Below are 25,019 nucleotides of genomic sequence, written 5' to 3'. Positions count from 1 at the left end.
GAACGTGGTTTTGCACCCCGAATTGCACCCTGAATGCGACCCGCGCCGTTGCAGTGCCACACGGCTCTGCCCGTAACGCCGCGCAGCATGCCCTGCGGCCTTCCGCCGTCAATAAAAAGCAACCTGGAGACCATCATGGGGCCCACCACGGCCGCACTCGCCGCAGCCACCGCTCCTGTCGTACGTAGTGCGCACGTGGAGCCGGGCGACCTTGAAATGGGCGGCCTGATCGATGCGATCTACGACGCAGGTTTCGACACGCAACGCTGGCCGGATGTCTGCGCGCGAATCGCGCGGCGCATCGGCGCGCAACACGTGAATCTCACCATGGTGCGGAGCGAAAGCGCGTTCCCACTCGACGACTGGGCGGGCATCGACGCTCCGTTTGCTCATTCCTACGCGCAGCATTACGGCGGTTTCGATCCGCTCCTGCCGCAAGTGCGCCGCTGGCCCGCCGGCACGCTCGTCACCGACACCATGCTCCGCCCGCAGGCGAGCCATGAGCGCAGCACTTTCGTTCAGGAATGGGTGCGCCCGCAGCACTTCTACACAGTGGCGTTCGCAAACGTGCTGCGCGAGGACGACATGGCCGGCGTGTTCGGCGCGCTGCGGCATGAAACGCGCTTCTTCAGCGCAGACGAGCTAGACGCGATGCGCGCGCTGCTGCCGCATCTGCGCAATGCGCTGCGCGTGCAGCGGCACACCGCACGCGCCACGGTATCGCACGATGAAGGCGGCACCGCGCCCGCCGACGCGCTCGACGCGCTCGCGCACGGCGTACTGATCGTCGACGCCGATGCGCGCATCCTGTTTGCGAATCGCGCGGCAACGGCGCAACTCGCGCGCGCGAACGGACTGCGCAGCGAACAGGCCACGCTCGCAGCCGCCACGGCCGCCGCCACGCAGGCACTGCGCGGCCTGATCGAGCGCGCCGCCGGACGCGATGCGCGCGGACGCACGGGCGGCGCGATGCTGATCGCGCGCCAGCCGCCCGACGAGCCGCTGCAGGCGCTGGTCTCGCCGCTGGGCACGCACCGTCACGCCGGCATCGCGCACGGCGCGTGCAGCGGCATGGTCATGCTCATCGTGATCGATCCGCAGTCGTCGCGGCGCGGCGTGGAAACGCGTCTCGTCTCGCTGTTCGGCCTCACGCCAGCGGAAGCGCGCGTGGCCTGCGAGGTCGGCAAGGGGCTCAACCCCAAGGACGTTGCCGAGGCGCTGCAGGTGCTGCCCTCCACCGTGCGCACGCATCTGCATCACGTGTTCGCGAAGACGGCCACGCGGCGCCAGGCCGAATTGATGCGGCTGATCGCGCAGATCGCCATCGCGCGCGGGGATTGATTCCGGTTCGACGGGCGATTCACGCGTAAAAAACGGCCCGCTCAACCCGGTTTTCATGAACACGGATTGTGCGGGCCGCTGTCTGGCCTCACCCTGGACGTTCAACCGCCCAGATAGGCGCGCTTGATGTCGTCGTTGGCAAGCAGGTTTTCGGCGCTGTCGGCGAGCACCACGCGCCCGGTCTCCAGCACATAGCCGCGATCGGCCACATGCAGCGCCTTGTTCGCATTCTGCTCGACGAGGAACACCGTCACGCCTTCCTCGCGAATCGTGCGGATGATGTCGAAGATTTGCGCGATCACGAGCGGCGCGAGGCCGAGCGTAGGCTCGTCGAGCAGCAGCAAACGCGGCTTGCTCATCAACGCGCGGCCAATGGCGAGCATCTGCTGCTCGCCGCCCGACATCGTGCCCGCTCGCTGTTTCGCCCGCTGATTGAGGCGAGGAAAGAGCTTGAACACATGCTCGATGCCCGCGTCGATCTCGTGCTGCGAGGCGAAGAAGCCGCCCATCTGCAGATTTTCCAGCACCGTGAGGCTCGGAAACACGCGGCGGCCTTCCGGCGAAATCGCCATGCCAAGGCGCATGATCTCGTGCGTCGGCATGCGCGTGATGTCCTGGCCTTCGAACGTCACCCGGCCCGAAGAGGCACGCGGCGTGCCGCAGACCGTCATCATGAGCGTCGTCTTGCCGGCGCCATTGCTGCCGATCAGCGTGACGATCTCACCCTTGTTCACTTCGATCGACACGCCCGCCAGCGCTTCGACCGCGCCGTAGTGGGTATGGACCTTTTCCAGCTTCAGCATCAGTCCTCTCCGAGATAGGCCTTGATCACGCGCGGGTCGTTGCGCACTTCATCGGGTTTGCCGATCATGATCGGCTTGCCGTGCTCCATCACGAGAATGCGGTCCGACACACCCATCACGAGGCTCATGTCGTGCTCGATCAGGAGTACGGAGATTCCGAACTCGTTGCGCAAACCGTCCACCATCTGCTGAAGCTCGATCTTCTCCTGCGGGTTCAGACCGGCAGCGGGTTCGTCGAGCATCAACAGGCGCGGGTCGGTGATCATGCAACGCGCGATTTCGAGCCGGCGCTGATGGCCGTATGAAAGCGTGCCCGCCTCCCGGTTCGCGACGTCCTTCAAGCCCACGCGTTCCAGCCAGTAAGCGGCGCGCTCGAGCGCGGCACGTTCGGCGCGGCGATACGCGGGCGTCGCGAAGAGCCCGCTCAGCATGTTGCGGTTCACCTTCAGGTGCTGCGCGACCATCAGGTTTTCCAGCACCGTGAGCTGCTTGAAGAGGCGGATGTTCTGGAACGTGCGCACGAGGCCGCGGCGCGCGACCTGATGGCTCGGCTGGCCGTTGATCGCGTGGCCATCGAGCACGATGTCGCCGGCGGTCGGCTTGTAGAAGCCGCCCACGCAGTTGAACACCGTGGTCTTGCCCGCGCCGTTCGGCCCGATGATCGCGAACACCTCGTTGGGACGCACGTCGAAGTCGATACCGTCCACGGCCAGCAGACCGCCGAAGCGCATCTGCAGGCCCGCTACTTTCAACAACGCTTGTGCACTCATTGCGGCAACTCCACGTGCGGACGGCTCGCAGGCAAGAGGCCCTGCGGACGCCACATCATCATCAGCACCATCACCAGACCGAAGATCAGCATGCGGTACTCGGCAAAGCCGCGCGCCACCTCGGGCAGCGCCGTGAGCAGGATCGCGGCGAGCACGACGCCCAGTTGCGAGCCCATGCCGCCCAGCACGACGACGGCGAGAATGAGCGCCGATTCGATGAAGGTGAACGATTCGGGTGTGACGAGCCCCTGGCGCGCCGCGAAGAACGCGCCGGCGAGGCCCGCGAACGAAGCGCCCAGCGTGAACGCCGAGAGCTTGATGCGCGTGGGGTTCAGACCCAGCGAGCGGCAGGCGATCTCGTCTTCGCGCAGCGCTTCCCATGCGCGGCCCATCGGCATGAGCCGCAGGCGGCTCGTGACGAACAGCGTGAACGCCACCAGCACGAGCGCGAGCAGGTACAGGAAAATGACCATATGCTGGCCGCTGTACTCGATGCCGATCAGCTCGTTGAACGTCTTCGCGCCTTCCACGCTCGCGCGGCGGGCCATTTCGAAGCCGAACACGGTGGGCTTGGGAATGCCGGAAATACCGTCCGGACCGCCCGTGATGCTCGTGAGGTTGTTGAGCAGGAGACGGATGATCTCGCCGAAGCCGAGCGTCACGATGGCGAGATAGTCGCCGCGCAGGCGCAGCACCGGAAAGCCGAGCACGAAGCCGAACGTGGCAGAAGCAAGCGCCGCGAGCGGCAGGCACTCCCAGAACGTGAAGCCGAAGTACTGGTTGAGCAGCGCGTACGTATAGCCGCCCACCGCGTAGAAACCCACGTAGCCAAGGTCGAGCAGACCCGCGAAGCCCACCACGATGTTCAGGCCAAGACCGAGAATCACGTAGATGAGCGCGAGCGTGGCGACGTCGATCGCCCCGCGCGAACCGAGGAACGGATACACCGCCCCGAACGCGAGCAGCACCCAGATCGCCACGCGCTGCTGGCGCGCGCCGAGTGCGGGCGCCTTGGGCAACGCGTTGAACAACTTCGCACTGCTAGTTGCTTGCACGAGCATCGGCTTGACGAGCTGGAACACGAACACCATGGCGGCGGCGATCCACACGGGGCGCCAGTGCTGCTGCAGCACGACCTGATAGCCGTCGAGCGTGAGCTGCAGACCGAGGATCGGTGCAGTGAGAATGATGGTCGCGACGGCGGCGGCCAGCGCGCCCTTCACCGTTTGCGACGAGGACGCGCCTTGGGCGGCCGCGCGAACCGAAACAGTTTGGCTCATATCGACCTCACACCTTTTCGACGTCCGGCTTGCCGAGCAGGCCGGTGGGACGGAACAGCAGCACGAGCACGAGCAGGCCGAACGCCACGACGTCCTTGTACTCGGCCGGCATGTAACCCGAGGCGAGGGTTTCGGCGAGGCCCAGCAGCACGCCGCCGAGCATCGCGCCCGGAATGCTGCCGATGCCGCCCAGCACCGCGGCAGTAAACGCCTTGATCCCCGCGATGAAACCGATATACGGATTGAGCTTGCCGATCGTGAGACCGATCAGCACGCCGCCCACCGCCGCCAGCATGGCGCCGAGCACGAACGTGAACGAGATCACGCGATTCGTGTCGATGCCGAGCAGGTTGGCCATCTTCATGTCCTCGGCGCAGGCACGGCAGGCGCGGCCCATGCGCGAGCGCGAGATGAACAGCGTGAGCGCGATCATCAGCACGAGCGTCACGCCGACGATCAGCATGCGCGCGTAGGGAATCGTCACTTCGAAGTTGCCGCCCATGTTGAAGTCGAGCGCGCCGGAAATGAGCATCGGCACGGACACGTCGCGCGCGCCCTGCCCGATCTGCACGTAGTTCTGCAAAAAGATCGACATGCCGATGGCGGAAATGAGCGGCACGAGGCGCGGCCCGCCGCGCAGCGGCCGGTACGCCACGCGCTCGACCGCGAAACCGTAGAGCCCGGTGACCAGCACCGAGACGATGAGCGCCGCGCCCAGCACGAGCGGCAGCGGGTAGCCCGCCGAGGTGCCGATGGCCGTGAGCGTGACGAGGCCCACATAGGCGCCGATCATGTAGATCTCGCCGTGAGCGAAGTTGATCATGCCGATGATGCCGTAGACCATCGTGTAGCCGATGGCGATCAGCGCATAGATCGCACCCAGCGTGAGCCCGTTGACGAGCTGCTGGGTGAACTGCGGAAGAAAATCATTCATGCCTTAAGCCCCGCGGCCGTGAAGCCGATGAGAGACCTGTGTAGAGACTCTTGAAGCCGTGCCGGCCATTTTTCGTTGCGCGCACAACGGCCATGAAAACGCCCCGCCAGGTATGGCGGGGCGCTTGCGGCTTGCGGCGCGCCGGATCAGTTCGCGGCGGTCTTGGTGGCGTCCTTGTGCCACGTGTAGACGACGAAGCGGAACGACTTCAGGTCGCCCTGTGCGTCGTACTCGACCTTGCCGATCGGCGTGTTGAAGCCGTTCTTGTGCAGGTAGGCCGCGACCTTGGTCGGGTCGGTGCTCTTCGCGCCGGCAATGCCGTCGGCGATCACTTCGACCGCGGCGTAAGCCGGCATCTGGAACGGACCGTTCGCGTCGCGCTTGGCATCGGCGAACGCCTTCACGAGCTTCGCGTTGGCCGGGTCGGCTGCGAAATCGGCGGGCAGCGTGACGAGCATGCCTTCCGAGGCCGGGCCGGCGATCGCCGTCACGTCCTTGTTGCCCACGCCTTCCGGTCCCATGAACGTGGCCTTCACGCCCTGCTCGCGCGACTGGCGCATCAGGAGACCCATTTCGGGGTGGTAGCCGCCGAAGTAGACGAAGTCCACGCCTTGCGACTTGAGCTTCGTGACGACTGCGTAGTAGTCCGAATCACCGGCGTTGATGCCTTCGAACACGACCACGGGAATGTGGGCCTTGTCGAGCGCGGCCTTGACCGACGTGGCGATGCCCTGGCCGTACGACTGCTTGTCGTGCAGGATCGCGACCTTCTTCGGCTTGACCTTGTTGATGATGTAGGCGGCGGCGGCCGGACCTTGCTGATCGTCGCGGCCGATGGTGCGGAAGACGAACTGGCGCTTCTTGCCCTCGGTCAGCTGCGGCGCGGTCGCCGAGGGCGTAACCATCACGACGCCTTCGTTCTCGTAGATGTCCGAGGCGGGAATCGTCGAGCCCGAGCAGACGTGGCCGATCACGTACTGAATGTGCTGCGAAACGATCTTGTTGGCGACGGCGACGGCCTGTTTCGGCTCGCAGGCGTCGTCCATCAGGACCGCTTCGAGCTTGTTGCCGTTGACCCCGCCGGCGGCGTTGATCTGCTCGATGGCGGTCAGGGCGCCCGCCTTGACCATGTCGCCGTACTGGGCGACCGGGCCGCTGAACGGGCCGGCAATGGCGATCTTCACGGTGTCGGCGTGCGCGCTTGCACCAAAAGCGAGCAGCGCGGCGGCCACGGAAACGGACGTAAGACGGTTAAGGCGTGACAACGGCGTCATCAGGAGCTCCTCGATTGTTTTCGGGTCAACCGGTCAGACGGCATGACCTGCGCAAACGAACAGCACCCCTATGAATTGCCGTGGGGAACAACCACGACGGGCACCAGAAAATAGACGTGACGGGGCCCGGCGTGTATCAGCGCCCTGGTAGGCGCTGAGTTCGGAGAGCCTGTTGAGTTACAGGCTCTGTTGCGCAAGCATTCCGCCTGCCCCGTTCGCTGCAATTCGTACCGGAAAGGTGGACCGGCCCGAATCAGCGACCCGCGGATGCTATCAATAATCGCATCTCACCGCAACCGCGAGTTTTTTTTCAGATATCGGCTTGAGTTTTGATGCTGATCAATTGAGGGCGTCCTCGAAAAGACTTGAAAATACCCCGGGAAATGGCCGCCCCGACGGACAATGGGCCGTCTCCCCGCGCTGCTGCGGCTCGCCGAGGGGATATCAAGCGGCGCGCTTGTTATTTTTAGAGGATCGGGATTACCATTTTCTCTTCACGATCGATTCGATGGAGAAATCTGATTCGACGGATAGATTCATCGATTAATTGCTTACGAGAGAAGTTAATGAATATCAGTAAAGAGCAACATCGGGAATACCCTAAATGAGAAATATGCCAAATCATTGATTAAAAAAGGAAAACATTACGATCACCTTAAAATTTAATTATTTCCGATACGGTGTTCCACCCATATCGCCATTCAACTATCCAATAAATACGATTCCCAATCCCATAACGAGATTTTTTTCGTCAAGTTTCGGATTTCCCGGAAAATCGAACCGTGCAATCTTGAATTAATCCCTCGCAATACCGTCGCGCACCCGCCTCGCCGGCCCGCAATAGCGTTCCTGCCCCGCGAGAGTCGGTGGTATCCTCGCTCCCTCGCCGCGCTCGCATGCACCATGACGGCGCATGCCGGGTGCTCTCGCGCCACGCGCGGAGCCGGCGATACCGCACCGACAGATCCGGAAGAACCCAACATCGGGGGAGATCAAAAACAATGAAGACGTTCAAGCAGGCAGCCCTTGCCGCCAGCCTTTCCCTCGTCGCCAGCGCCGCAGCGCTCGTGCTGACCTCGGGCGCCGCGCAAGCCGCCGAAACCGCGACTGTGGAAGTGCTGTCGATCGTCGAGCACCCCGCGCTCGACGCGATCCGCGACGGCGTGCGCGACGAGCTCAAGGCCGCGGGCTACGACGCGGGCAAGAATCTCAAGTGGGAATACCAGAGCGCGCAGGGCAATACGGGCACCGCCGCGCAGATCGCGCGCAAGTTCGTGGGCGACAACCCGAGCGCGATCGTCGCGATCGCAACGCCTTCCGCTCAGGCCGTTGTTGCCGCAACGAAGTCCGTGCCTGTGGTGTACTCGGGCGTGACCGATCCGGTCGCCGCACAGCTCGTGAAGACGTGGTCGCCGAGCGGCACGAACGTCACCGGTGTTTCCGACAAGCTCCCGCTCGACAAGCAGGTCGCGCTCATCAAGCGCGTCGTGCCGAACGCGAAGACCGTCGGCATGGTCTACAACCCCGGCGAAGCAAACTCGGTCGTGGTCGTGAAGGCGCTCAAGGAACTGCTCGCGCAGCAGGGCATGGCGCTCAAGGAAGCCGCCGCGCCGCGCACCGTCGACATCGGCCCAGCCGCGAAGAGCCTGATCGGGAAGGCCGACGTGATCTACACGAACACGGACAACAACGTCGTTTCGGCGTACGAAGCGCTCGTGAAGGTCGCCAACGACGCGAAGATCCCGCTCGTCGCCTCCGACACGGACAGCGTGAAGCGCGGCGCGATCGCGGCGCTCGGCATCGACTACAGCGATCTCGGCCATCAGACGGGCAAAGTCGTCGTGCGCATCCTCAAGGGCGAAAAGCCGGGCGCGATCGCCTCGGAAACGAGCAGCAGGCTGCAACTATTCGTGAACCCGGTCGCCGCGCAAAAGCAAGGCGCGACACTCCCGGCCGACCTGCTCAAGGACGCGACCTCGGTCGTGAAGTAAGCCGGACCCTCAATCGTTACTGCGGCATCTGCGGTAAGCAACGACGGCAGCGGCGCCCGTCCCCATGCGGGCGGGCGCCGCGCGTCGACTCCGGCGCACGGCTGCCGGAGACCGCAACAGGATTTTTCTCCATGTCCCTCTACTCGCTTCTCGGCGCGCTCGAGATCGGCCTGATCTTCAGTCTCGTGGCCCTCGGGGTATTGATCTCGTTTCGCATCCTCAACTTCCCCGATCTCACCGTGGACGGCAGCTTTCCGCTGGGCGGCGCCGTGGCGGCGACGCTCATCGCCGCGGGCCACAATCCTTTTTTGGCCACCGCGTGCGCGATCGCTGCGGGCGCAATTGCCGGCTTCATCACCGGCTGGCTCAATGTGCGCCTGAAAATCATGGACCTGCTCGCGAGCATCCTGATGATGATCGCGCTCTACTCGATCAACCTGCGCGTGATGGGCGCGCCGAACGTGCCGCTCATTTCGGAATCGACGGTGTTCACGATCCTCCAGCCCGCGTGGCTGCCCGACTACGTCCTGCGCCCGCTCGCGCTTTTGGTGGTCGCGCTGGTCGCGAAATTCGGTCTGGACTGGTTCTTTTCGTCGCAATACGGCCTCGCGTTGCGCGCGACCGGCGCAAATCCGCGCATGGCGCGCGCGCAAGGCATCGCTACGGGCCGCGCGACGCTGGCCGGCATGGCGCTTTCGAACGCACTCGTCGCGCTGGCCGGCGCGCTCTTCGCGCAAACGCAGGGCGGCGCGGATATTTCGATGGGCATCGGCACCATCGTGATCGGGCTTGCAGCCGTGATCATCGGCGAAAGCATCCTGCCCGCGCGCCGGCTCGTGCTGACCACGCTCGCCGCCGTGCTCGGCGCGATTCTCTATCGCTTCTTCATCGCGCTCGCGCTCAATAGCGACTTCATCGGCCTGAAGGCGCAGGACCTGAATCTCGTCACCGCCGTACTCGTGACGATCGCGCTCGTCCTGCCCGCGACGCGCAAGAAGCTGTTCGGCCGCAGGAACGGGAGGGCATGAAATGCTCAGCGCCAAAGACCTCAAGCTGACCTTCAACCCCGGCACGCCGATCGAAACGCGTGCGCTGCGCGGTCTCGACCTCGAGATTCCGAGCGGCCAGTTCGTCGCCGTGATCGGCTCGAACGGCGCGGGCAAGTCCACCTTCCTCAACGCGATCAGCGGCGACCAGATGGTGGATAGCGGATCGATCACGATCGACGGTCAGGACGTCACGAAAAGAGAGGCGTGGGACCGGGCGCATCTCGTTGCACGCGTGTTCCAGGATCCCATGGCCGGCACCTGCGAAGCGCTCACGATTGAAGAGAACATGGCGCTCGCCATGGCGCGCGGCAAACGCCGCGGCTTCGGCCCCGCGCTGAAAAAGCAGGATCGCGAACGGTTCCGCGCGAAGCTTCGCCTCCTGAATCTGGGGCTCGAAAACCGCCTGTCCGATCGAATCGGGCTGCTTTCGGGCGGTCAACGCCAGGCGGTGAGCCTGCTGATGGCGTCGCTGCAGCCATCGCGCATCCTGCTGCTCGACGAGCACACGGCGGCGCTCGATCCGAAAACGGCGGGGTTCGTGCTCGAACTGACCGCGCGCATCGTCGAGGAATCGAAGCTCACGACCATGATGGTCACGCACAGCATGCGCCAGGCGCTCGACTACGGCCAGCGCACCGTGATGCTGCACCAGGGTCAGGTGGTGCTCGACGTCTCGGGCGACACGCGCCGCGGCCTCGACGTGCCAGACCTGTTGCGCCTGTTCGAGCAGAACCGCCACGAGAAGCTGGACGACGACGCGCTGCTGTTGGGCTGAAGCGCCGCGCTTCGCGCAAGGGATGCCTGCCCCTCGTTCGAGGCCGCGGGCTTTTTCCATGGCTTTGCGAAGATTCCCGGGAAAGGGCGGCGAATCCGGCGCGCTATAATTTTCCGTTTTCATTGCCTTCGTCGGCACCAAGGATCACACATGAGCACATTGCCCCCCTGCCCGAAATGCAATTCCGCGTTTACGTACGAGGATAACGGCGTCTACATCTGCCCGGAGTGCGCGCACGAATGGTCGGCGCAAGAAGCCGCGCCGGCCGAAGCCGCCGGCAAGGTTTATCGCGATTCGGCCGGAAATGTCCTGCACGACGGGGATACCGTCACGGTCATCAAGGACCTGAAACTCAAGGGTTCGGGCGGCGTGATCAAGATGGGCACCAAGGTGAAAAACATCCGGCTCGTGGACAGCGACCACGATATCGACTGCAAGATCGACGGCTTTGGCGCCATGAGCCTGAAGTCGGAATTCGTCAGGAAAGCGTGACCAGCGGCACGTGGGTCAACGGGGGCGGCTCCTGCCCCCCGCGATGTCGGCAGACAAGCCGAATATCTGCTTCGGACTCCGACTCAATTCAAGCGCGTTTCCCGAATACCTGAACGTTCACTGCGCACCATGGCGTGACGCTCGCGCCAGGCGTTTCGACAAACGCGCGACCGAAGGGCAAATCGCGACATGCGCCGTGCTCCTTGCATTATCCGGCGATGCGATCGATCATAGGCTGGCTGTCCGTACGCCGGAGCGCCGCCCGAACGATTGTTCAGCAAATTTGCGTGCAACTGTATATGGCCAGCGCAGCGGCGCCGAACCACACTGCTTGAGGCGCCGCCTTCGGGCGCCTCGCACGCGGCCCGTTTTGCAGCCCGTTCCGCAGCCAATTCCGCAGCTCACTTCCAGGCAAGCCAGGTACCCACGATGAACGACAACGCGCTCCACCCCGATCCGCTGGCCACTTCGCGCGCAGCGGCGGCAGCGGCCGAGGCCGCGCCCGTCCCTTGCCCTGTCGTCGATACGCTCGACCGCATCCTTCCCGAGGAACCGCTCCTCATGATGGGCGCGGGCCCCGTGCCGATTCCCGACGCCGTGGCCAAGGCCAACTCCGTCGTCATCAATCACCTCGGCGACACCATGGCGCGCGTCATCGATCAGGTTAAAACGATGGCGCGCTACGTGTTCCAGACCCGCTCGAACTGGGTGCTCGGTGTGGCCGGCCCGGGGTCGGCGGCAATGGAAATGGCGATCTCCAACCTCGCGTGGCCGGGCACGCGCGTGCTCTCCATCGTCAACGGCTTCTTCAGCGCGCGCATGGCCGAAATGGCGCGCCGCGTGGGCGCGGAAGTCACCACGCTCGACGTGGCCGACCGCGAGATCGCCTCGCTCGACGCCGTGAAGCAGGCCATCGAGCGCACGCGCCCTGCCGTCGTCACGATCGTGCACGGCGAAACGTCGAACACGGTCTGGAATCGCGAACTCAGGGAAATCGTGCAGCTCGCCAAGGCCGCCGGTGCGCTCGTGGTGGTGGACGCCGTGTGCACGCTGAGCACGATGCCGCTCGACATGGACGCATGGGGCATCGACGTCGTGATCACGGGCGGTCAAAAGGGCCTCTCGTCGATTCCCGGCGTTTCGCTGATCGCCTTTTCGGACGCCGCCTGGGAGCGCGTGCGCACGCGCACCGCGCCGAACACCCACTGGTGCCTCGACGCCATGCTCGCCGAAAACTTCTGGCACAACGCCGGCTATCACTACACCGCGCCCGTTTCCGGCGTGCTCGCGCTGCATGAGGCACTGCGCCTCGTTTGCACGGAAACGCTGGAAAAGCGTTATGCGCGCCATCTGCGCTGCTCGCTGGCGCTGCAAAGCGGCGTGGGCGCGCTGGGCCTCGCGCTCTACACGCCGCAGACTTGCCGCCTCAACTCCGTGGTCGGCATCGCCCTTCCCGAGGGCGTCACCGCGCGCGAGGTCTGCAATCACATCTCGCAGCAATATCAGGTGGAGATCGCGGGATCGTTCGGTCTCCCGATCGTTCGCATCGGGCAGATGGGCGAGCAGTGCCGCGAGCACCACCTCTTTCGCACCGTGCACGCGCTGGGCCGCACGATGAGCGATCTTGGCGTGAAGGTCGACCTGCCCGCCGGCGTCGCCGCGCTCGAAGAGTCGCTCTCGGCCAGTTCGCGCGAAACGCGGCGCTAAGCGCAACGCCGTATGCGGCGCCATGTGCGTCGTTGAGCACGTGCGGCCGCGTGGCGCGCCGCGAAGCGCTCATAGCCGTCGCGCTCGCACACAAATGAACGCCGGCGCCTGCGCGAGTTCTGCGTACAGTGCCGGCGATACCGCTTTCATTTCCGGTTGCGGCTCGGGCTCGAGCACCCGCTCGATCGCCCAGCCCGTTTCCGTGAGCGCATTGAAGATGTCCGCAAGCGGCCGCCTGAACGCTTCCACCCACGGCTTGGGCTCGCCGAAGCCGCCCCAGTGCAGGCCAAACCGCGTCGTCTGGAAGTAGCTGCGCGAGCCGCGCGTGCGCGTGTCGATCCAGTCGCGCATGGGGTGCGACATCGAAAACACCAGCAGCGCGCCGGGACGCGCCACGCGGTGGAACTCCCGAAAGGCCGGTGCGAGATGCTCGACGTAGTCGAGCGCCAGCGAGCACACGATGCGATCGACCACCGCATCGGCCAGCCAGTCGAGCGGGCGCCCGAGATCGCCCACTGCGATCTCGACAGCGAGACCCGCGCAACGCGCTTTCGCCAGTTCGACCATCGCAGGCGTTACGTCGAAGGCCTGCACGCGCGCGCCCTCGCGCGCCAGCTCCGCGCTCACGATGCCGGGCCCGCAGCCCGCGTCGAGCACGTCTAGCCCCGCCACCGCGCCAAGCAGCGAGCGCGTGGCGGGCCGCTCGTAGAGCGCGTTGTGCGGCTTGCCGGGCGCCTGCTCGGCATAGCGCCCGGCGAACTGCGTGTAGCTGGCGCGGCCCGGCAGTTCGTTGGCCGTTGCGTCGGGGTTCTTTTCGTCGGTGGACATGAGAGCGCGAGGAAGCGGATTGAATACGCCATTGTCCACCGTTTTGTCCGCCGTTTGGCGCAGCCGACCACCACCACACCAACGCCAGGCGAGCCCAGACTAGAACAGCATCGAAATGCCCGCCATGCCGACGAACTGCGCGTTCGTCGATGACGGCGACGCATTCTGCGAGTCGCCGACGGTCGCCACAGCGCCGACCACATTGCCCCTCGCGCCGAGCGTCTGGCCGCCCGCACGCTGATACGCCTGCAAGGCATAGAGCGTGGTGCGCTTCGAAAGATGCCATGATTCGCGTAGCGAGTACTGCCGATAGCGCGCCGCGCTCGTGATGCCATTGGCCTTCGCGGCCATCGTGTACGAGAACGCGGCCGCCAGATCGAACTCAGGCGTTGCGCGCCATGCGGCGAGTGCGCCGTAGGTATTGAACACGGCTGTGTTCGCAAACGCCGCGGTGCCGCCCGCCAGATATTGCACGTTGGTGTAGTTCAGGCCGAACGTGAAGTCGCCCAGCGTGTAGTTGCCCGCGGCGGCGATGTTTTGCACCGCCCGCGCCGACGCATATCCGCGATTCACCGCTGAGACGGCAAACGAGCCCGAAGCGTTTGGATCGAAACCCGCTGTGCGGCCCGTGTTATTCAGGCGCAAATAGCCTGCCGCGAGGCTCAGCGGGCCGCCCGTGTAGCGCAGCGCGGCGCTCAGGCTCTGCCCCTTGCCCGGACTCCCCGCAATGCCGCTGAAGCCGTATAGCGCGCTCGCGCTCACGCCCTTGAACACCGGGGTTACATAGGTGAGCGCATTATTGATGCGCACCGTGGTATTGAGGCTGTCGTAGTCGCCGGGATGGGAACCCGTTGCGCCCGTGAGCCAGCTATTCGCGGAGAGCGCACCGACGAAGAGCATATAGGGCGTGTACTGGCGGCCCATCGTGAGGGTGCCGTAGGTGTCGTTGGCGAGGCCCACGTAGGCCTGGCGGTTGAAAAGTCGGCCAGCCGACGCTGCGGCGCCCGTGTTCGCGTCGAAGCCCGCCTGCAGGTCGAAGATCGCGCGGGTGCCGCCACCCAGATTTTCGTTGCCGCGAAGTCCGAACTTGGAGGCATACAGGTTGCCGTGGCGCAGGTAGACGTTCGAGCTACCGTTCTGGTTGTTGACGTAGCTGATCGCGTCGTCGACCGTACCGTACAGCGTCACGTTCGATTGCGCCTGAACCGACGCCACGTCACAGAGGGCTGCCACAAGCAGGAAGGCGCGCGTTTTTGCGTATCTGTTCATCAGGTCTCCTCATGTTATTACACGAACCGGCGCATGAATGGACAGTCCGGCGCGTGCAAATTTCTTGTCATCTGACAACCGATGTCAGGATGAGCGAGGGCATCGTAGGTTTGACAAAGACCAACGTCAAGCACAGGAGCCTCGCCACGCAAGCTAGTTGAAAGATGCCTGATCTACCTCAAACCGCCCAGAATATTGCGCCCACTGGCGTGGTCCCCGCTGTCCGCGCACCTTGACACCGACCGGCCGCAAACATAGCATCTGGCGGCAGATCAGATGTGCGTCATCGTATGACATAGCAGCGGTGTACCAGTGGCATAAATACTCGCATGTGAGAACCATCTCTTTAATTAGTAAAGCGAACCTATTTTCGCCCAGCAACAACCCGGGACCATGGGGAGACAACATTGAAAACAGTCAAAGGCCTGCGCTGGTGGATCATCGCCCTCGTCTGCGCGGGCACCATCCTGAACTATCTCGCGCGCAACTCACTGTCGGTGCTCGCGCCCGAACTCAAGAATGCGCTGAACTTCAGCACCCAGCAGTACTCGTATATCGTTGCGGCGTTCCAGATCGGCTACACGATCATGCAACCCGTCTGCGGCATCATCGTCGACCTCGTGGGGCTGCGTATCGGCTTCGCGCTGTTCGCGGCACTGTGGTCCGCCGCGGGCGTCATGCACGGCTTCGCCACGGGGTGGCTGTCGCTCGGCGCCATGCGCGGTTTGCTCGGGCTCTTCGAAGCCGCCGCCATTCCTTCCGGCCTCAAGGCCGTGGCGGAATGGTTTCCCGACCGGCAGAAGTCGGTGGCAGTCGGCTATTTCAATGCGGGCACGTCACTCGGTGCGGTGCTCGCGCCGCCCGTGGTCATCTTCTTTTCGCTGCGCTTTGGCTGGCAAACGGCGTTCATCGTGACGGGCGCGGTCGGCTTCGTCTGGGCCGCCGCGTGGTACGTGCTCTATCGCGCGCCCGCCGCCCACCCACGCATCAGCGAGAGTGAGCGTGCCTTGATCATGGAAGGTCAAAGCCGCCCCTCGGGGGAAGGCGAGGCACGCACGCGCGACGTCGTGACCTCGCGCCGCTTCTGGGCGATCGCGCTGCCGCGCTTTTTCGCCGAGCCGGCGTGGCAGACCTTCAGTTTCTGGATTCCGCTCTATCTCGCCACTGAGCGGCATATGGACCTCAAGCAGATCGCCGCATTCGCGTGGTTGCCGTTCGTCGCGGCAGACCTGGGCGGCATTCTCGGCGGCTACCTCTCGCCCTTCCTGATGCGCCATTTCCGTTTGTCGCTGCTTTGGTCGCGCGTGACGGGCGTCGTACTCGGCGCGTTCATGATGATCGGGCCCGCGTGCATCGGGCTCGTCGCTTCGCCCTATACGGCCATCGCGCTCTTCTGCGTGGGCGGCTTCGCGCACCAGATGATCTCCACGCTCGTCAACACGCTCGCCGCCGACGTGTTCGATTCGCGCGAAGTCGGCACGGCGAGCGGCTTCGCGGGCATGGCCGCGTGGATCGGCGGCCTGAGCTTCTCGCTCATGGTCGGGGCGCTCGCCGACAAGGTGGGCTACGGCCCGCTGTTCGCGAGCCTGGGCGCGTTCGACCTGATAGGCGCCGCACTGCTCGTGTGGCTCATCCGCGGACAGTCCCGCGGCGATTACGGACTGGCGCGCGCATGAGCGTCCGTGTCAGCGCCTCGCAAGACAAAGGAAATACCGATGACGTCGCTACTTCATCCCCCCAGGTTCGCCCTGTCGAAACACGAAGGCCATCACCTGCGCCTCGAAAGCACGCAAGGCCCCGCAATTGACGTGTTCGTGCTAGAACAAGACATCGTGCGCGTGCGTGTGCTGCCGGACGGCAAAGCTCACGGGCCGCGCACGTGGGCCATCGCGCCGGGGCTCGAAGATGTGCCCTACGAAGGCCGCGACCGCCTCGACACGAGCGGGTTCGCGTTGCCTTCGTTCGGTGTCCTTTCCACTGAGGAAGAGATCCGCATCGAGACGACGCAGATCCGGCTCACCGTCGCGCTGGCGGGCGGCCGCTGCACGTGGGAGATGCGCCGTGACGGCGGCTGGCGCATCGTGCTACAGGACCGCGCGACGCAGGCGTACAACTTCGGCTGGTGGGACGAGCGCATCTATCATTACGTGCGCCGCCAGCCGGGCGAGATGTATCTGGGTCTTGGCGAACGCGCCGGCTCGATCGATCGTGCGAACCAGAGCTACCGGATGACCAATGTCGACGCGATGGGCTACAGCGCCAGGACAACCGACCCGCTCTACAAGCACATTCCGTTCTATCTGACCTGGCAGCCCGAAACGCGCCAGGGTTTCGGTCTCTTCTACGACACGCTCGCGGACTGCACCTTCGACATGGGCCGCGAGCTGGACAACTATCACGGCCCCTACCGCCATTTCATCGCCGACCACGGCGACCTCGACTACTATTTCATCGCGTCGCCGCAAACGCCGCTCGCCGCCGTGCGGCGCTTCACGTGGCTGACGGGCCGCCCCGCCCTCATGCCGAAATGGGGACTCGGCTACTCGGGCTCGACGATGAGCTACACCGACGCGCCCGACGCGCAGCGCCGCATGGGCGAATTCCTCGCGCGTTGCCGGGAGCACGACATTCTCTGCGACTCGTTTCATCTGTCGTCGGGCTATACATCGATCGGCGCTAAGCGCTATGTATTCCACTGGAATCGCGAGAAATTCCCCGACATCGAAGGCTTCGTTCAGGACTACCTGGCGCACGGCGTCAGGTTGTGCGCGAACATCAAGCCCTGCCTGCTGCGCGATCATCCGGAGTTCGAGCACGCCGTGCGCGACGGCCTGCTCATCCAGACGCGCGATGGCGAGCCCGCATGGGTCCAGTTCTGGGACGACGTCGGCGCGTACCTCGACTTCACGAACCCCGCCGCCGTGGCCTGGTGGAAGCAGCACGTGAGGGACGCCCTGCTGCGCTACGGCATCGCCGCCACCTGGAACGACAACAACGAGTACGAACTCTGGTCGCCTCACGCTATGGCGCATGGCTTCGGCACGCCATGGCCCGCGCGCGAAGCGAAGGTCCTGCAAACACTGCTGATGATGCGCGCCTCGCGCGACGCGCAGCGCGAGCACGCTCCCGGCCAACGCCCGTTCCTCGTCTCGCGTTCGGGCGGCGTGGGCATGCATCGCTACGTGCAGACCTGGTCGGGCGACAACGCCACCTCATGGGAAACGCTGCGCTACAACCTGAAGATGGGGCTGGGACTCGCGCTCTCGGGCGTGTCGAACATCGGCCACGATATCGGCGGCTTCTCGGGGCCCGCGCCCGAGCCCGAGCTTTTCATCCGCTGGATCCAGTTCGGCGTATGGATGCCGCGCTTCTCGATCCACTCGTGGAACGACGACGGCACCGTGAACGAGCCGTGGATGTACCCCACGCTCACGCCACAGGTCTCGGCGCTGCTCAAGCTCCGCTATCGCCTGCTGCCTTATCTATATCAGCTGCTCTGGGATTCGACGATGGAGTACGAGCCCGTGCTGCGCCCGACCTTCGCCGAGTTCCCCGAGGACGCGCGCTGCTACGCGGAATCCGACGACATGATGGTCGGCGCTTCGCTGCTCGCGGCGCCCGTGGTCGAACCCGGACAAACGGAGCGGGAGGTCTGGCTCCCCGAGGGGGTGCGCTGGACCTGTTATTGGAGCGGCGAACAGTTCGAGGGGGGCCAAAGGGTGACGCTGCCCGCGCCGTGGGAGCGGCCCGTCATGCTGGTGCGCGAAGGCAGCGTGATCGCGCTGAACGTCGCGGAACAGCAATTCGGGCGGCGCGACGACCGCCGCGCGTTCATCGTGACGCCGTTCGCAGGCAACGAGCGCGTTTGCCGCCGCTATGCCGAGGACGACGGCGAAAGCGAGGCGTGGCGGCGCGGCGAGTTCGGCGAATGGGTCGTCTCGGCGCAGGGCGATGCGGGCACGCTCACGCTCGCCGTCGAAGTCATCGGGCCGATGCCTCGTGCGGCGACGTCCGTTGAGATCTTCCTGCCAGCGGGCGAATCGCGTAACGTAGCCATCTCCGCGGGCCGCATCGTCGCGGACGAACCTATGGGCGGGTGGCGCCGGATCGTCGTCGAACTATAAGCCCCGGGCGCTCCGGCGCGATCCTCCCCGCCGCGCGGGATTGCACGCGAAAACCACGCCCACGCGCGGCCCCGGTTATCATCGCCCTCTTGCGCGCGCAACCACGTGGCAATGGAGCCGCCTCGCGCTTGCGCCATCCGAATGCATGACCGATGCGCGCCGCATGACGCAACCCACACCGAAGGCAACAGCAGTCAACAGCAGGCAACCCCAGGCTTACGATGTCCCTCATCCCTTTCGACGCCGTCCTGTTCGACTGTGACGGCGTACTCGTCGATTCCGAACGCATCACCCACGTCGTGCTCACGCAGCTGCTGGGCGAGCTGGGCTGGTCGCTTTCCGTGGACGAAACCATGCGCATTTTCGTCGGCAAGGCGGTGAAAGACGAAGCCGCGCGCATCGAGGCCCAGACGGGCTTCGCGATCACCGATGCCTGGCTCGAAGGCTTTCGTGCGCGTCGCAACGAGGCGCTCGAACGCGATCTCGTCGAAATCCCGGGCGCACCCGCGGCCGTGCGCGCGGTGCATGCGGCCATGAACGGACGCATCGCCGTCGCCTCGGGCGCGGACCGGCTCAAAGTGGAACTGCAGTTGCGCAAGGTGGACCTCATCGACTGCTTCGAGGGGCACATCTACAGCGGCCACGAAACGCCGCGCAGCAAGCCGCATCCCGATGTATATCTAGCGGCGGCGGACGGTCTCGGCGTGCATGCTGGCCGCTGCGCCGTGATCGAGGACACGGTCACGGGCGCGCGCGCGGGCCTCGCCGCGGGGGCCACGGTTTTCGGCTACAGCCCGCCCGAGCCCGTCCACAGCAGCGCCGGGGCGCTGCGCGAAGCCGGCGTCGCACACGTCTTCACCGACATGGCACAGCTTCCCGCGCTGCTCGCCGGCTGGACATCGCCGTCTCACGCGCCAGCCAGATAGTTAAGCGCCTATAGAACACGCGAACATCGCCATCCCTGTTGGTCTCGCGCATCGTCGCCCACCACGCCCGACGCAGCCCGCCCGCGACTCGCATACCATCCGGATCGTGGCTGCGCAGAGAAAAAGATAGTTTGCTATCGAATCGCCTTGATCTATCATCCGCGGATGTCGAATCTACATACCTTACGCCTCGCGGTCAGCAGCACGCTCGTCGTCGCAGCACGCAAATGGCGGCGCACGACCCACGGCGCGCTCACCGCGTACAACGTCTCCGAGGCATGCGCCGCGCCGCTGCTCACGGCTGGTCGGCTCGGGGAAGCCGTGCGCCAGGTGACGCTCGCGGAGCACGTGGGCATAGAGGGCCCCTCGCTCGTGCGTCTGCTCGACCAGCTCTGCGCCGCCGGCCTCGTGCGCCGCGACGAAGACCCTGACGACCGCCGCGCAAAAACGATTTCATTGACCGAAGAAGGCCGCGCCGTCACCGCCCGCATGGAGCAGGAATTGCGCGAGCTGCGCGCGCGCGTGCTCAAGGGCGTGAGCCGCGCCGACCTGGAGGCGACGCTGCGCGTGCTCAACGCGTTCAACGCCGCAGTCCCTCCAGACCAGGCTGAACGGGCCTTACACGACTGAAAGCGGAAAGCGGACCCATGACCTACCCCTCCATCCGCGACTGGCTCTTTTCGGTCAAGACCTTTGCTGCGTCGATGCTCGCGCTCTATATCGCGCTCGTATTCCAGCTGCCGCGCCCGTACTGGGCGATGGCGAGCGTGTACATCGTCTCGAATCCGTTCGTTGGCGCCACGCGCTCGAAGGCGCTCTATCGCGCGCTCGGCACGGCGCTCGGCGCGGCCGCCGCGATCGCCCTCGTGCCGCCCTTCGTCGAAACGCCGCTGCTTTTCAGCGTGATCGTCGCCACGTGGACCGGCACGCTGCTGTATCTGGCGATCTCCGACCGCACCGCGCGCAGCTATGTGTTCATGCTCGCGGGCTACACGATGCCGCTCATCGCACTGCCTACCGTTACCGATCCCACGACCATATTCGACGTGGCCATCGCGCGCACGCAGGAGATCACGCTCGGCATCGTGTGCGCGAGCGTGATCGGCAGCAACATCTTGCCGAGCCGTCTCGCGCCCACGCTGATCGAGCGCGCGGATGCCTGGTTCCGCGACGCCGCGTGGTACGGCGGCGAAACGCTCTCGGGTCATATCACCGGCAAGGCGCTTTCGGCGTGCCGCCAGCGCCTCGCGGCCACCGTGAACCAGCTCGAGTTTCTGCTCAGCCAGCTCAGCTACGACCACGCGCATCCCCAAACGCTGGCGCGCGCCGAATCCCTGCGCGGGCGCATGCTGCTCTTTCTGCCGCTGATTTCCGCGCTCGCCGACCCGCTCCTCGCGCTGCGCCGCGATCTCCATGTGTGGCCCGAGGGCCTCGACGGCCTGCTGCGCGACGCGGCCCGCTGGTTCGAGGAACCGCTGCCGAGGCGCGCAGCGGACATGCACGACGACGCAGGCGATCCGACCGCCGACAGCCTGCGTGCGCGCATCGCGGCGCTGCAGCCCGCCCACGACGCGCTCGCGAGCTGGCAAGGCGCCCTGCTCTCGAATGCGCTCTGGCGTCTCACCCAGGTAATCGACGTCTGGCAGGACTGCCGCGCGCTGCGCGCGCTCATCGCGCACGAAGCCGGCACGTGGCGGCCACGTTACCGGCATTGGCGGCTTGGCGGGACCGAGCGCTTCTACGATCGCGGCCTCATGTTGTTCTCGTGCTTCGTGCCGGTGAGCGCGATTCTGGTGGCCTGCTGGCTGTGGGTCAGCTCGGGCTGGCACGACGGGGCAGGAGCGGTGACGCTGGCGGCCGTGGCCTGCTGCTTCTTCGCGGCCTCCGACGATCCCGCGCCGCTCGTCTTCCGCTTTTTCCTCGCCACGGCGGCAAGCGTGGTGTTCGCTGGCCTGTACCTGTTCGTCGCGCTGCCCAAGGTGCACGACTTCGCCATGCTCGTGCTGCTGTTCGCGGGGCCGTTCATCCTGGTCGGCACGCTCATTCCGCGCCCGGCTTTCAATATGGTGACGATGCTCACGGCCGTGAACACGGCAACCTTCATCAGCGTGCAAAGCGCCTACGAGGCCGACTTCCTCGTGTTCCTCAACAGCAATATCGCGGGCGTGGCGGGCCTCCTGTTCGCCTATCTGTGGACCCGCGCCACGCGCCCGTTCGGCGCCGAACTCGCGGCGCGGCGCCTGTTGCGCTCGAGCTGGAACGACGTCGCGCTCTCGGCCTCGCACACGCGCATCGCCGATCAGCGCAATCTCGCCTCGCGCATGCTCGACAGGCTCATGCAGCTGATTCCGCGTCTCGCGGCTTCCGACGAGCATCGCCACCCTTCGATCGAGAGCTTTCGCGATCTGCGCATCGCGCTCAATGCGCTCGATTTGCGCCGCTCGCTGCGCAAGCTCGATAGCGACATGACCGATGCGATCGATCGCGTGCTCGCCGGCGTCAGCGAACACTACGCGCGTTGTGCGCGCGAAAGCGAGCGCCAGAGCGCGCCGCCCGCACTGCGCGAGGCCATCGACGACGCCATGCGCCGCGTCGCCGCGCGCGCCCGCGCGCACCTGCCACCCGTCACCGCGGCCGACGCCGATGCGGAACCGGCGCCGCGCGCGCTCGTCTCGCAGCGCTGGCTGAGCAACACCCTGCATGCGCTCGTGGGCATGCGGCTCGCGCTCTATCCGGCCGCGTCGGCGCAGTCGCCTTCCCATCCCGAGGCCACGGCATGAGCGCGCATCCCTCTCATCCTTTTTCGAAACCCGCACCATGATCGGCGAAATCGATATCTTCGGCGTGTTCGTGCCCGCCGTGCTCGTGCTGATGCTGATTGCGTACCTCATCAACGTCGTGATCGGCAAGGTGCTCACCCGCGTCGGCTTTTACCGCCTCGTGTGGCATCGTTCCATTTTCGATCTCGGCATCTATGTGCTCGTGCTGGCCGCCGTCATCATCGTGTCGCATCGCTTCGTGAAATAACGTGAACGTGAAAAATACCTGGTTCTCCGCAGGAAAGATCCTGCTGACGCTCATCGTCGTCGTCGTCGCCGCACTCGTGCTGTGGCGCATCGTCAACTACTACATGTTCTCGCCGTGGACGCGCGATGGCCGCGTGCGCGCCGACGTGATCCAGGTCGCGCCCGACGTCGGCGGCCTCATCACGCGCGTCGACGTCGTCGACAACCAGCAGGTCAAGCAAGGCCAGGTGCTGTTCGTGATCGACCAGGCGCGCTATGCGCTCGCGCTGCGCCTCGCAGAGGCCACGCTCGCGCAGCGCAAGGCCACGCTCGCCCAGGCAAAGCGCGAATACGCGCGCAACGTCGGGCTCGGCAATCTCGTCGCGGCGGAAACGCTGGAGGAAAGCCGCACGCGCGTCGATCAGGGCGAGGCAGCGGCGGCCGACGCCCAGGTCCAGGTCGACACTGCCAGGCTCAATCTGCAGCGCACGACGATCGTAAGCCCCGTCGACGGCTATCTGAACGACCGCGCGCCGCGGATGGGCGAGTACGTGACGGCGGGCCGCGCCGTGGTCGCCGTCGTGGACATGCATTCGTTCCGCGTGGACGGCTACTTCGAGGAAACGCGCCTGCACGGCATCGAAATCGGCCAGCCCGTGCAGATCACGGTCATGGGCGAATCGCGTCCGCTGCGCGGCCATGTGCAGAGCATCGTCGCCGCGATCGAGGACCGCGACCGCCAGGCGGCCCCGAACCTGCTGCCCAACGTGAATCCGGCGTTCAGCTGGGTGCGTCTCGCGCAGCGCATTCCCGTGCGCGTCGCGCTCGACGAAGTGCCCGACGACTTCCGCATGATCGCGGGGCGCACGGCAACCGTGGCGGTGCGCGAGGAAGCGCTAAGGGACCGGCAGGCAAGCCGTCCGAATTCCGCCAGCGGCGCGCTGGGCGCTAGCGGCGCCGTCGCCGCGCAGCCCGCTTCGGGCACCGGCGTGCACGCGGCTTCCCAGGCCGCCGGAGCTTCGCAATGACACGCCGCAGTTTCTGGCGCCGCTTTGGGCCGCACTTCGCCCTCGCATCGCTCACGCTCGCGCTCGGGGCATGCATCACGCTCGGACCCAACTATCAGGTGCCGAAGGAAGCCGTCGTCAATGCGCCTCTCGCGCAGGGGCCGATCGATGGCGCGGACCGTGCGCCGGTCTCGCAACAGGGCGTGCCCGCCAACTGGTGGCAGCTGTACGACGATCCCACGCTCAACGAGCTCGTGCAGGAAGCGCTGAAGTCGAACACGGATCTGCGCGTGGCGGCGGCGAATCTCGCACGCTCGCGCGCGGCCGTCGACGTGGCCAGCGCGCAGGGCGGCTTCTCGGGCAGCGCGCACGCGGCCTTCGAGCGCGCGCAGGTGTCGGGCGAGCAGTTTCTCCTGTTCGAAAAGGTGCCCGTTGCGAACCTGGGCGATCTGGGCCTGAACGTATCGTACGAATTCGATCTGTTCGGCAAGCTGAGGCGCGGCGTGGAAGCCGCGCGCGCCGACGACGCGGCCGCCCAGGCCGCCGCCGACCTCGCGCGCATCACCGTGGTCGCCGACGTGGTGCAGGCCTACGTGGAGTCGTGCTCGGCCGCCGAGGAGCTGGCCGTTGCACAGGAATCGCTGAGGCTGCAGAAAAAGCGCGTGGCGCTCACGAAACGCCTGCGCGACGCGGGCCGCGGCAACCAGCCCGACGTGACGCGCGGACAGACCCAGGCCAACACGCTCGCCGCCGATATCCCGCGTTTCGAGGGCCGCCGCCGCGTGGCCCAGTATCAGCTCGCCATGCTGCTCGCACGCGCGCCCAAGGACCTGCCGCCCGCCGCGCTCGAGTGCGACCGCCTGCCGAAGCTCAAGCAGCCGATTCCCGTGGGCGACGGCGCCGCGCTCCTCAAGCGCCGCCCCGACGTGCGCGAGGCCGAGCGCCAGCTCGCGGCAGCGACGGCGCGCATTGGTGTATCGATCGCCGAGATGTACCCCGACATCACGTTCGGCGCGAGCGTCGGGACGGTCGGCTTGACCGGCGATCTCTTCACCCCCGCGACCAACGCCTGGTCATTCGGACCCCTGATCAGCTGGACCATCCCCGTCAACGGCCAGCGCGCGCGCGTGCGCGCGGCCGAGGCCGCAACGGGCGGCGCGCTCGCGCACTTCGACGGCGTGGTGCTCAATGCGCTGCGCGAAACGCAGTCGAGCCTCGCGACCTATGCCGCCGACGATCAGCGCGCCGAGTCGCTTCGCACCGCTTATCAGTCTGCCAGGCAGTCGGCGGACGAAACCCATCGCCTCTATGCCGCGGGCCGCGAGGCGTTCCTCTCCGACCTCGATGCCACGCGCACGCTCACCAGCGCGCACGCCCAGGTCGCCGCGGCCGAAGGCCAGGTCGCGCTCGATCAGGTACGGCTCTTCCTCGCGCTGGGCGGGGG

At 65.7% G+C, this 25,019-nt stretch carries 21 protein-coding genes; 14 read left to right on the top strand and 7 right to left on the bottom strand.

Translation table 11 applies throughout. The features are described 5' to 3' along the window. Positions 1-135 precede the first annotated feature (135 nt). Positions 136-1,341 (top strand): helix-turn-helix transcriptional regulator, encoded by a 1,206-nt coding sequence (locus VSR34_RS04565; protein ID WP_028213761.1) that lies wholly within the window; start codon positions 136-138, stop codon positions 1,339-1,341. Between the two features lie 101 nt (positions 1,342-1,442). Here VSR34_RS04565 and VSR34_RS04560 read toward each other — a convergent pair whose 3' ends face one another. The 5 genes from VSR34_RS04560 to VSR34_RS04540 all read right to left on the bottom strand — a co-directional run bounded on the left by VSR34_RS04560 (position 1,443) and on the right by VSR34_RS04540 (position 6,402). After that, positions 1,443-2,144 (bottom strand): ABC transporter ATP-binding protein, encoded by a 702-nt coding sequence (locus tag VSR34_RS04560; RefSeq protein WP_028213762.1) that lies wholly within the window; start codon positions 2,142-2,144, stop codon positions 1,443-1,445. Beyond that, positions 2,144-2,914: a high-affinity branched-chain amino acid ABC transporter ATP-binding protein LivG gene (gene livG, locus VSR34_RS04555; RefSeq protein ID WP_342961970.1), complete on the bottom strand. Its 771-nt coding sequence runs from the start codon at positions 2,912-2,914 to the stop codon at positions 2,144-2,146. The genes VSR34_RS04560 and livG overlap by 1 nt, the downstream gene beginning before the upstream one ends. Then, positions 2,911-4,194, bottom strand: a complete 1,284-nt coding sequence (locus VSR34_RS04550; protein WP_028230337.1) for a high-affinity branched-chain amino acid ABC transporter permease LivM — start codon at positions 4,192-4,194, stop codon at positions 2,911-2,913. Before VSR34_RS04550 ends, livG begins: the two co-directional genes overlap by 4 nt. A gap of 7 nt (positions 4,195-4,201) precedes the next feature. Continuing rightward, a complete protein-coding gene (gene livH / locus VSR34_RS04545; RefSeq protein WP_028213765.1) occupies positions 4,202-5,128 on the bottom strand; it encodes a high-affinity branched-chain amino acid ABC transporter permease LivH in 927 nt (308 codons plus the stop codon). 146 nt (positions 5,129-5,274) lie between these two features. Beyond that, positions 5,275-6,402 carry a branched-chain amino acid ABC transporter substrate-binding protein gene (locus VSR34_RS04540; RefSeq protein WP_342961969.1) on the bottom strand — a complete coding sequence of 376 codons (1,128 nt, stop codon included), beginning with the start codon at positions 6,400-6,402 and terminating at the stop codon, positions 5,275-5,277. Positions 6,403-7,403: 1,001 nt separating this feature from the next. On the opposite strand from VSR34_RS04540, the gene VSR34_RS04535 reads away from it, so the two are divergent. From VSR34_RS04535 to VSR34_RS04515, 5 genes are all read left to right on the top strand, one after another. Further along, positions 7,404-8,393: an ABC transporter substrate-binding protein gene (locus VSR34_RS04535; protein ID WP_028230335.1), complete on the top strand. Its 990-nt coding sequence runs from the start codon at positions 7,404-7,406 to the stop codon at positions 8,391-8,393. A gap of 131 nt (positions 8,394-8,524) precedes the next feature. Further along, complete coding sequence (locus VSR34_RS04530; protein ID WP_028213768.1) at positions 8,525-9,421, top strand: ABC transporter permease; 897 nt, start codon at positions 8,525-8,527, stop codon at positions 9,419-9,421. Between the two features lies 1 nt (position 9,422). Then, the gene (locus VSR34_RS04525; protein ID WP_028213769.1) at positions 9,423-10,217 is read left to right on the top strand and encodes an ABC transporter ATP-binding protein; all 795 of its coding nucleotides are present in this window, start codon (positions 9,423-9,425) and stop codon (positions 10,215-10,217) included. A 150-nt stretch (positions 10,218-10,367) separates the two neighbouring features. Then, positions 10,368-10,709, top strand: a complete 342-nt coding sequence (locus tag VSR34_RS04520) for a zinc ribbon domain-containing protein YjdM (protein WP_028230334.1) — start codon at positions 10,368-10,370, stop codon at positions 10,707-10,709. 429 nt (positions 10,710-11,138) lie between these two features. Next, a complete protein-coding gene (locus tag VSR34_RS04515; RefSeq protein ID WP_081716156.1) occupies positions 11,139-12,416 on the top strand; it encodes an alanine--glyoxylate aminotransferase family protein in 1,278 nt (425 codons plus the stop codon). Positions 12,417-12,485: 69 nt separating this feature from the next. On the opposite strand, the gene VSR34_RS04510 is transcribed toward VSR34_RS04515, so the two are convergent. After that, complete coding sequence (locus VSR34_RS04510; RefSeq protein WP_028230332.1) at positions 12,486-13,244, bottom strand: class I SAM-dependent methyltransferase; 759 nt, start codon at positions 13,242-13,244, stop codon at positions 12,486-12,488. 99 nt (positions 13,245-13,343) lie between these two features. Then, positions 13,344-14,513: a porin gene (locus VSR34_RS04505; protein WP_342961968.1), complete on the bottom strand. Its 1,170-nt coding sequence runs from the start codon at positions 14,511-14,513 to the stop codon at positions 13,344-13,346. Between the two features lie 407 nt (positions 14,514-14,920). Here VSR34_RS04505 and VSR34_RS04500 point away from each other — a divergent pair, with 407 nt between their 5' ends. From VSR34_RS04500 to VSR34_RS04465, 8 genes are all read left to right on the top strand, one after another. Continuing rightward, entirely contained in the window at positions 14,921-16,189 is a 1,269-nt protein-coding gene (locus VSR34_RS04500; RefSeq protein WP_342961967.1) for an MFS transporter, read from the top strand. 39 nt (positions 16,190-16,228) lie between these two features. Beyond that, positions 16,229-18,637: a glycoside hydrolase family 31 protein gene (locus VSR34_RS04495; RefSeq protein WP_028213775.1), complete on the top strand. Its 2,409-nt coding sequence runs from the start codon at positions 16,229-16,231 to the stop codon at positions 18,635-18,637. A gap of 221 nt (positions 18,638-18,858) precedes the next feature. Continuing rightward, a complete protein-coding gene (locus tag VSR34_RS04490) occupies positions 18,859-19,563 on the top strand; it encodes an HAD family phosphatase (RefSeq protein ID WP_342961966.1) in 705 nt (234 codons plus the stop codon). A 165-nt stretch (positions 19,564-19,728) separates the two neighbouring features. Then, positions 19,729-20,193 (top strand): MarR family transcriptional regulator, encoded by a 465-nt coding sequence (locus tag VSR34_RS04485; RefSeq protein ID WP_028213777.1) that lies wholly within the window; start codon positions 19,729-19,731, stop codon positions 20,191-20,193. Between the two features lie 17 nt (positions 20,194-20,210). Next, on the top strand, positions 20,211-22,343 hold the full coding sequence (locus tag VSR34_RS04480; protein ID WP_028213778.1) for an FUSC family protein: 2,133 nt from the start codon (positions 20,211-20,213) through the stop codon (positions 22,341-22,343). A 37-nt stretch (positions 22,344-22,380) separates the two neighbouring features. Beyond that, a complete protein-coding gene (locus tag VSR34_RS04475; protein ID WP_028213779.1) occupies positions 22,381-22,590 on the top strand; it encodes a DUF1656 domain-containing protein in 210 nt (69 codons plus the stop codon). Positions 22,591-22,597: 7 nt separating this feature from the next. Continuing rightward, entirely contained in the window at positions 22,598-23,596 is a 999-nt protein-coding gene (locus VSR34_RS04470; protein ID WP_342962108.1) for an HlyD family secretion protein, read from the top strand. Next, on the top strand, positions 23,593-25,019 hold a 1,427-nt coding region (locus VSR34_RS04465), incomplete at its 3' end, for an efflux transporter outer membrane subunit (RefSeq protein WP_342961965.1). The genes VSR34_RS04470 and VSR34_RS04465, both read left to right, overlap by 4 nt.

This window comes from Paraburkholderia sp. JHI2823 (genome assembly GCF_038900695.1).
Lineage (GTDB): Bacteria > Pseudomonadota > Gammaproteobacteria > Burkholderiales > Burkholderiaceae > Paraburkholderia > Paraburkholderia mimosarum.
Note: the sequence above shows the minus strand (reverse complement) of the source record. Positions and strands in the feature narration are given on the sequence as shown.

What these genes read in the sequence shown, in the direction of transcription:
- VSR34_RS04565 (WP_028213761.1), top strand. Translation starts at nt 136, where the DNA reads ATGGGGCCCACCACGGCCGCACTCGCCGCAGCCACCGCTCCTGTCGTA.
- VSR34_RS04560 (WP_028213762.1), bottom strand. Translation starts at nt 2,144, where the DNA reads ATGCTGAAGCTGGAAAAGGTCCATACCCACTACGGCGCGGTCGAAGCG.
- VSR34_RS04490 (WP_342961966.1), top strand. Translation starts at nt 18,859, where the DNA reads ATGTCCCTCATCCCTTTCGACGCCGTCCTGTTCGACTGTGACGGCGTA.
- VSR34_RS04530 (WP_028213768.1), top strand. Translation starts at nt 8,525, where the DNA reads ATGTCCCTCTACTCGCTTCTCGGCGCGCTCGAGATCGGCCTGATCTTC.
- VSR34_RS04535 (WP_028230335.1), top strand. Translation starts at nt 7,404, where the DNA reads ATGAAGACGTTCAAGCAGGCAGCCCTTGCCGCCAGCCTTTCCCTCGTC.
- VSR34_RS04480 (WP_028213778.1), top strand. Translation starts at nt 20,211, where the DNA reads ATGACCTACCCCTCCATCCGCGACTGGCTCTTTTCGGTCAAGACCTTT.
- VSR34_RS04510 (WP_028230332.1), bottom strand. Translation starts at nt 13,244, where the DNA reads ATGTCCACCGACGAAAAGAACCCCGACGCAACGGCCAACGAACTGCCG.
- VSR34_RS04495 (WP_028213775.1), top strand. Translation starts at nt 16,229, where the DNA reads ATGACGTCGCTACTTCATCCCCCCAGGTTCGCCCTGTCGAAACACGAA.
- VSR34_RS04475 (WP_028213779.1), top strand. Translation starts at nt 22,381, where the DNA reads ATGATCGGCGAAATCGATATCTTCGGCGTGTTCGTGCCCGCCGTGCTC.
- VSR34_RS04520 (WP_028230334.1), top strand. Translation starts at nt 10,368, where the DNA reads ATGAGCACATTGCCCCCCTGCCCGAAATGCAATTCCGCGTTTACGTAC.
- VSR34_RS04540 (WP_342961969.1), bottom strand. Translation starts at nt 6,402, where the DNA reads ATGACGCCGTTGTCACGCCTTAACCGTCTTACGTCCGTTTCCGTGGCC.
- VSR34_RS04525 (WP_028213769.1), top strand. Translation starts at nt 9,423, where the DNA reads ATGCTCAGCGCCAAAGACCTCAAGCTGACCTTCAACCCCGGCACGCCG.
- livG (WP_342961970.1), bottom strand. Translation starts at nt 2,914, where the DNA reads ATGAGTGCACAAGCGTTGTTGAAAGTAGCGGGCCTGCAGATGCGCTTC.
- VSR34_RS04515 (WP_081716156.1), top strand. Translation starts at nt 11,139, where the DNA reads ATGAACGACAACGCGCTCCACCCCGATCCGCTGGCCACTTCGCGCGCA.
- VSR34_RS04505 (WP_342961968.1), bottom strand. Translation starts at nt 14,513, where the DNA reads ATGAACAGATACGCAAAAACGCGCGCCTTCCTGCTTGTGGCAGCCCTC.
- livH (WP_028213765.1), bottom strand. Translation starts at nt 5,128, where the DNA reads ATGAATGATTTTCTTCCGCAGTTCACCCAGCAGCTCGTCAACGGGCTC.
- VSR34_RS04550 (WP_028230337.1), bottom strand. Translation starts at nt 4,194, where the DNA reads ATGAGCCAAACTGTTTCGGTTCGCGCGGCCGCCCAAGGCGCGTCCTCG.
- VSR34_RS04485 (WP_028213777.1), top strand. Translation starts at nt 19,729, where the DNA reads ATGTCGAATCTACATACCTTACGCCTCGCGGTCAGCAGCACGCTCGTC.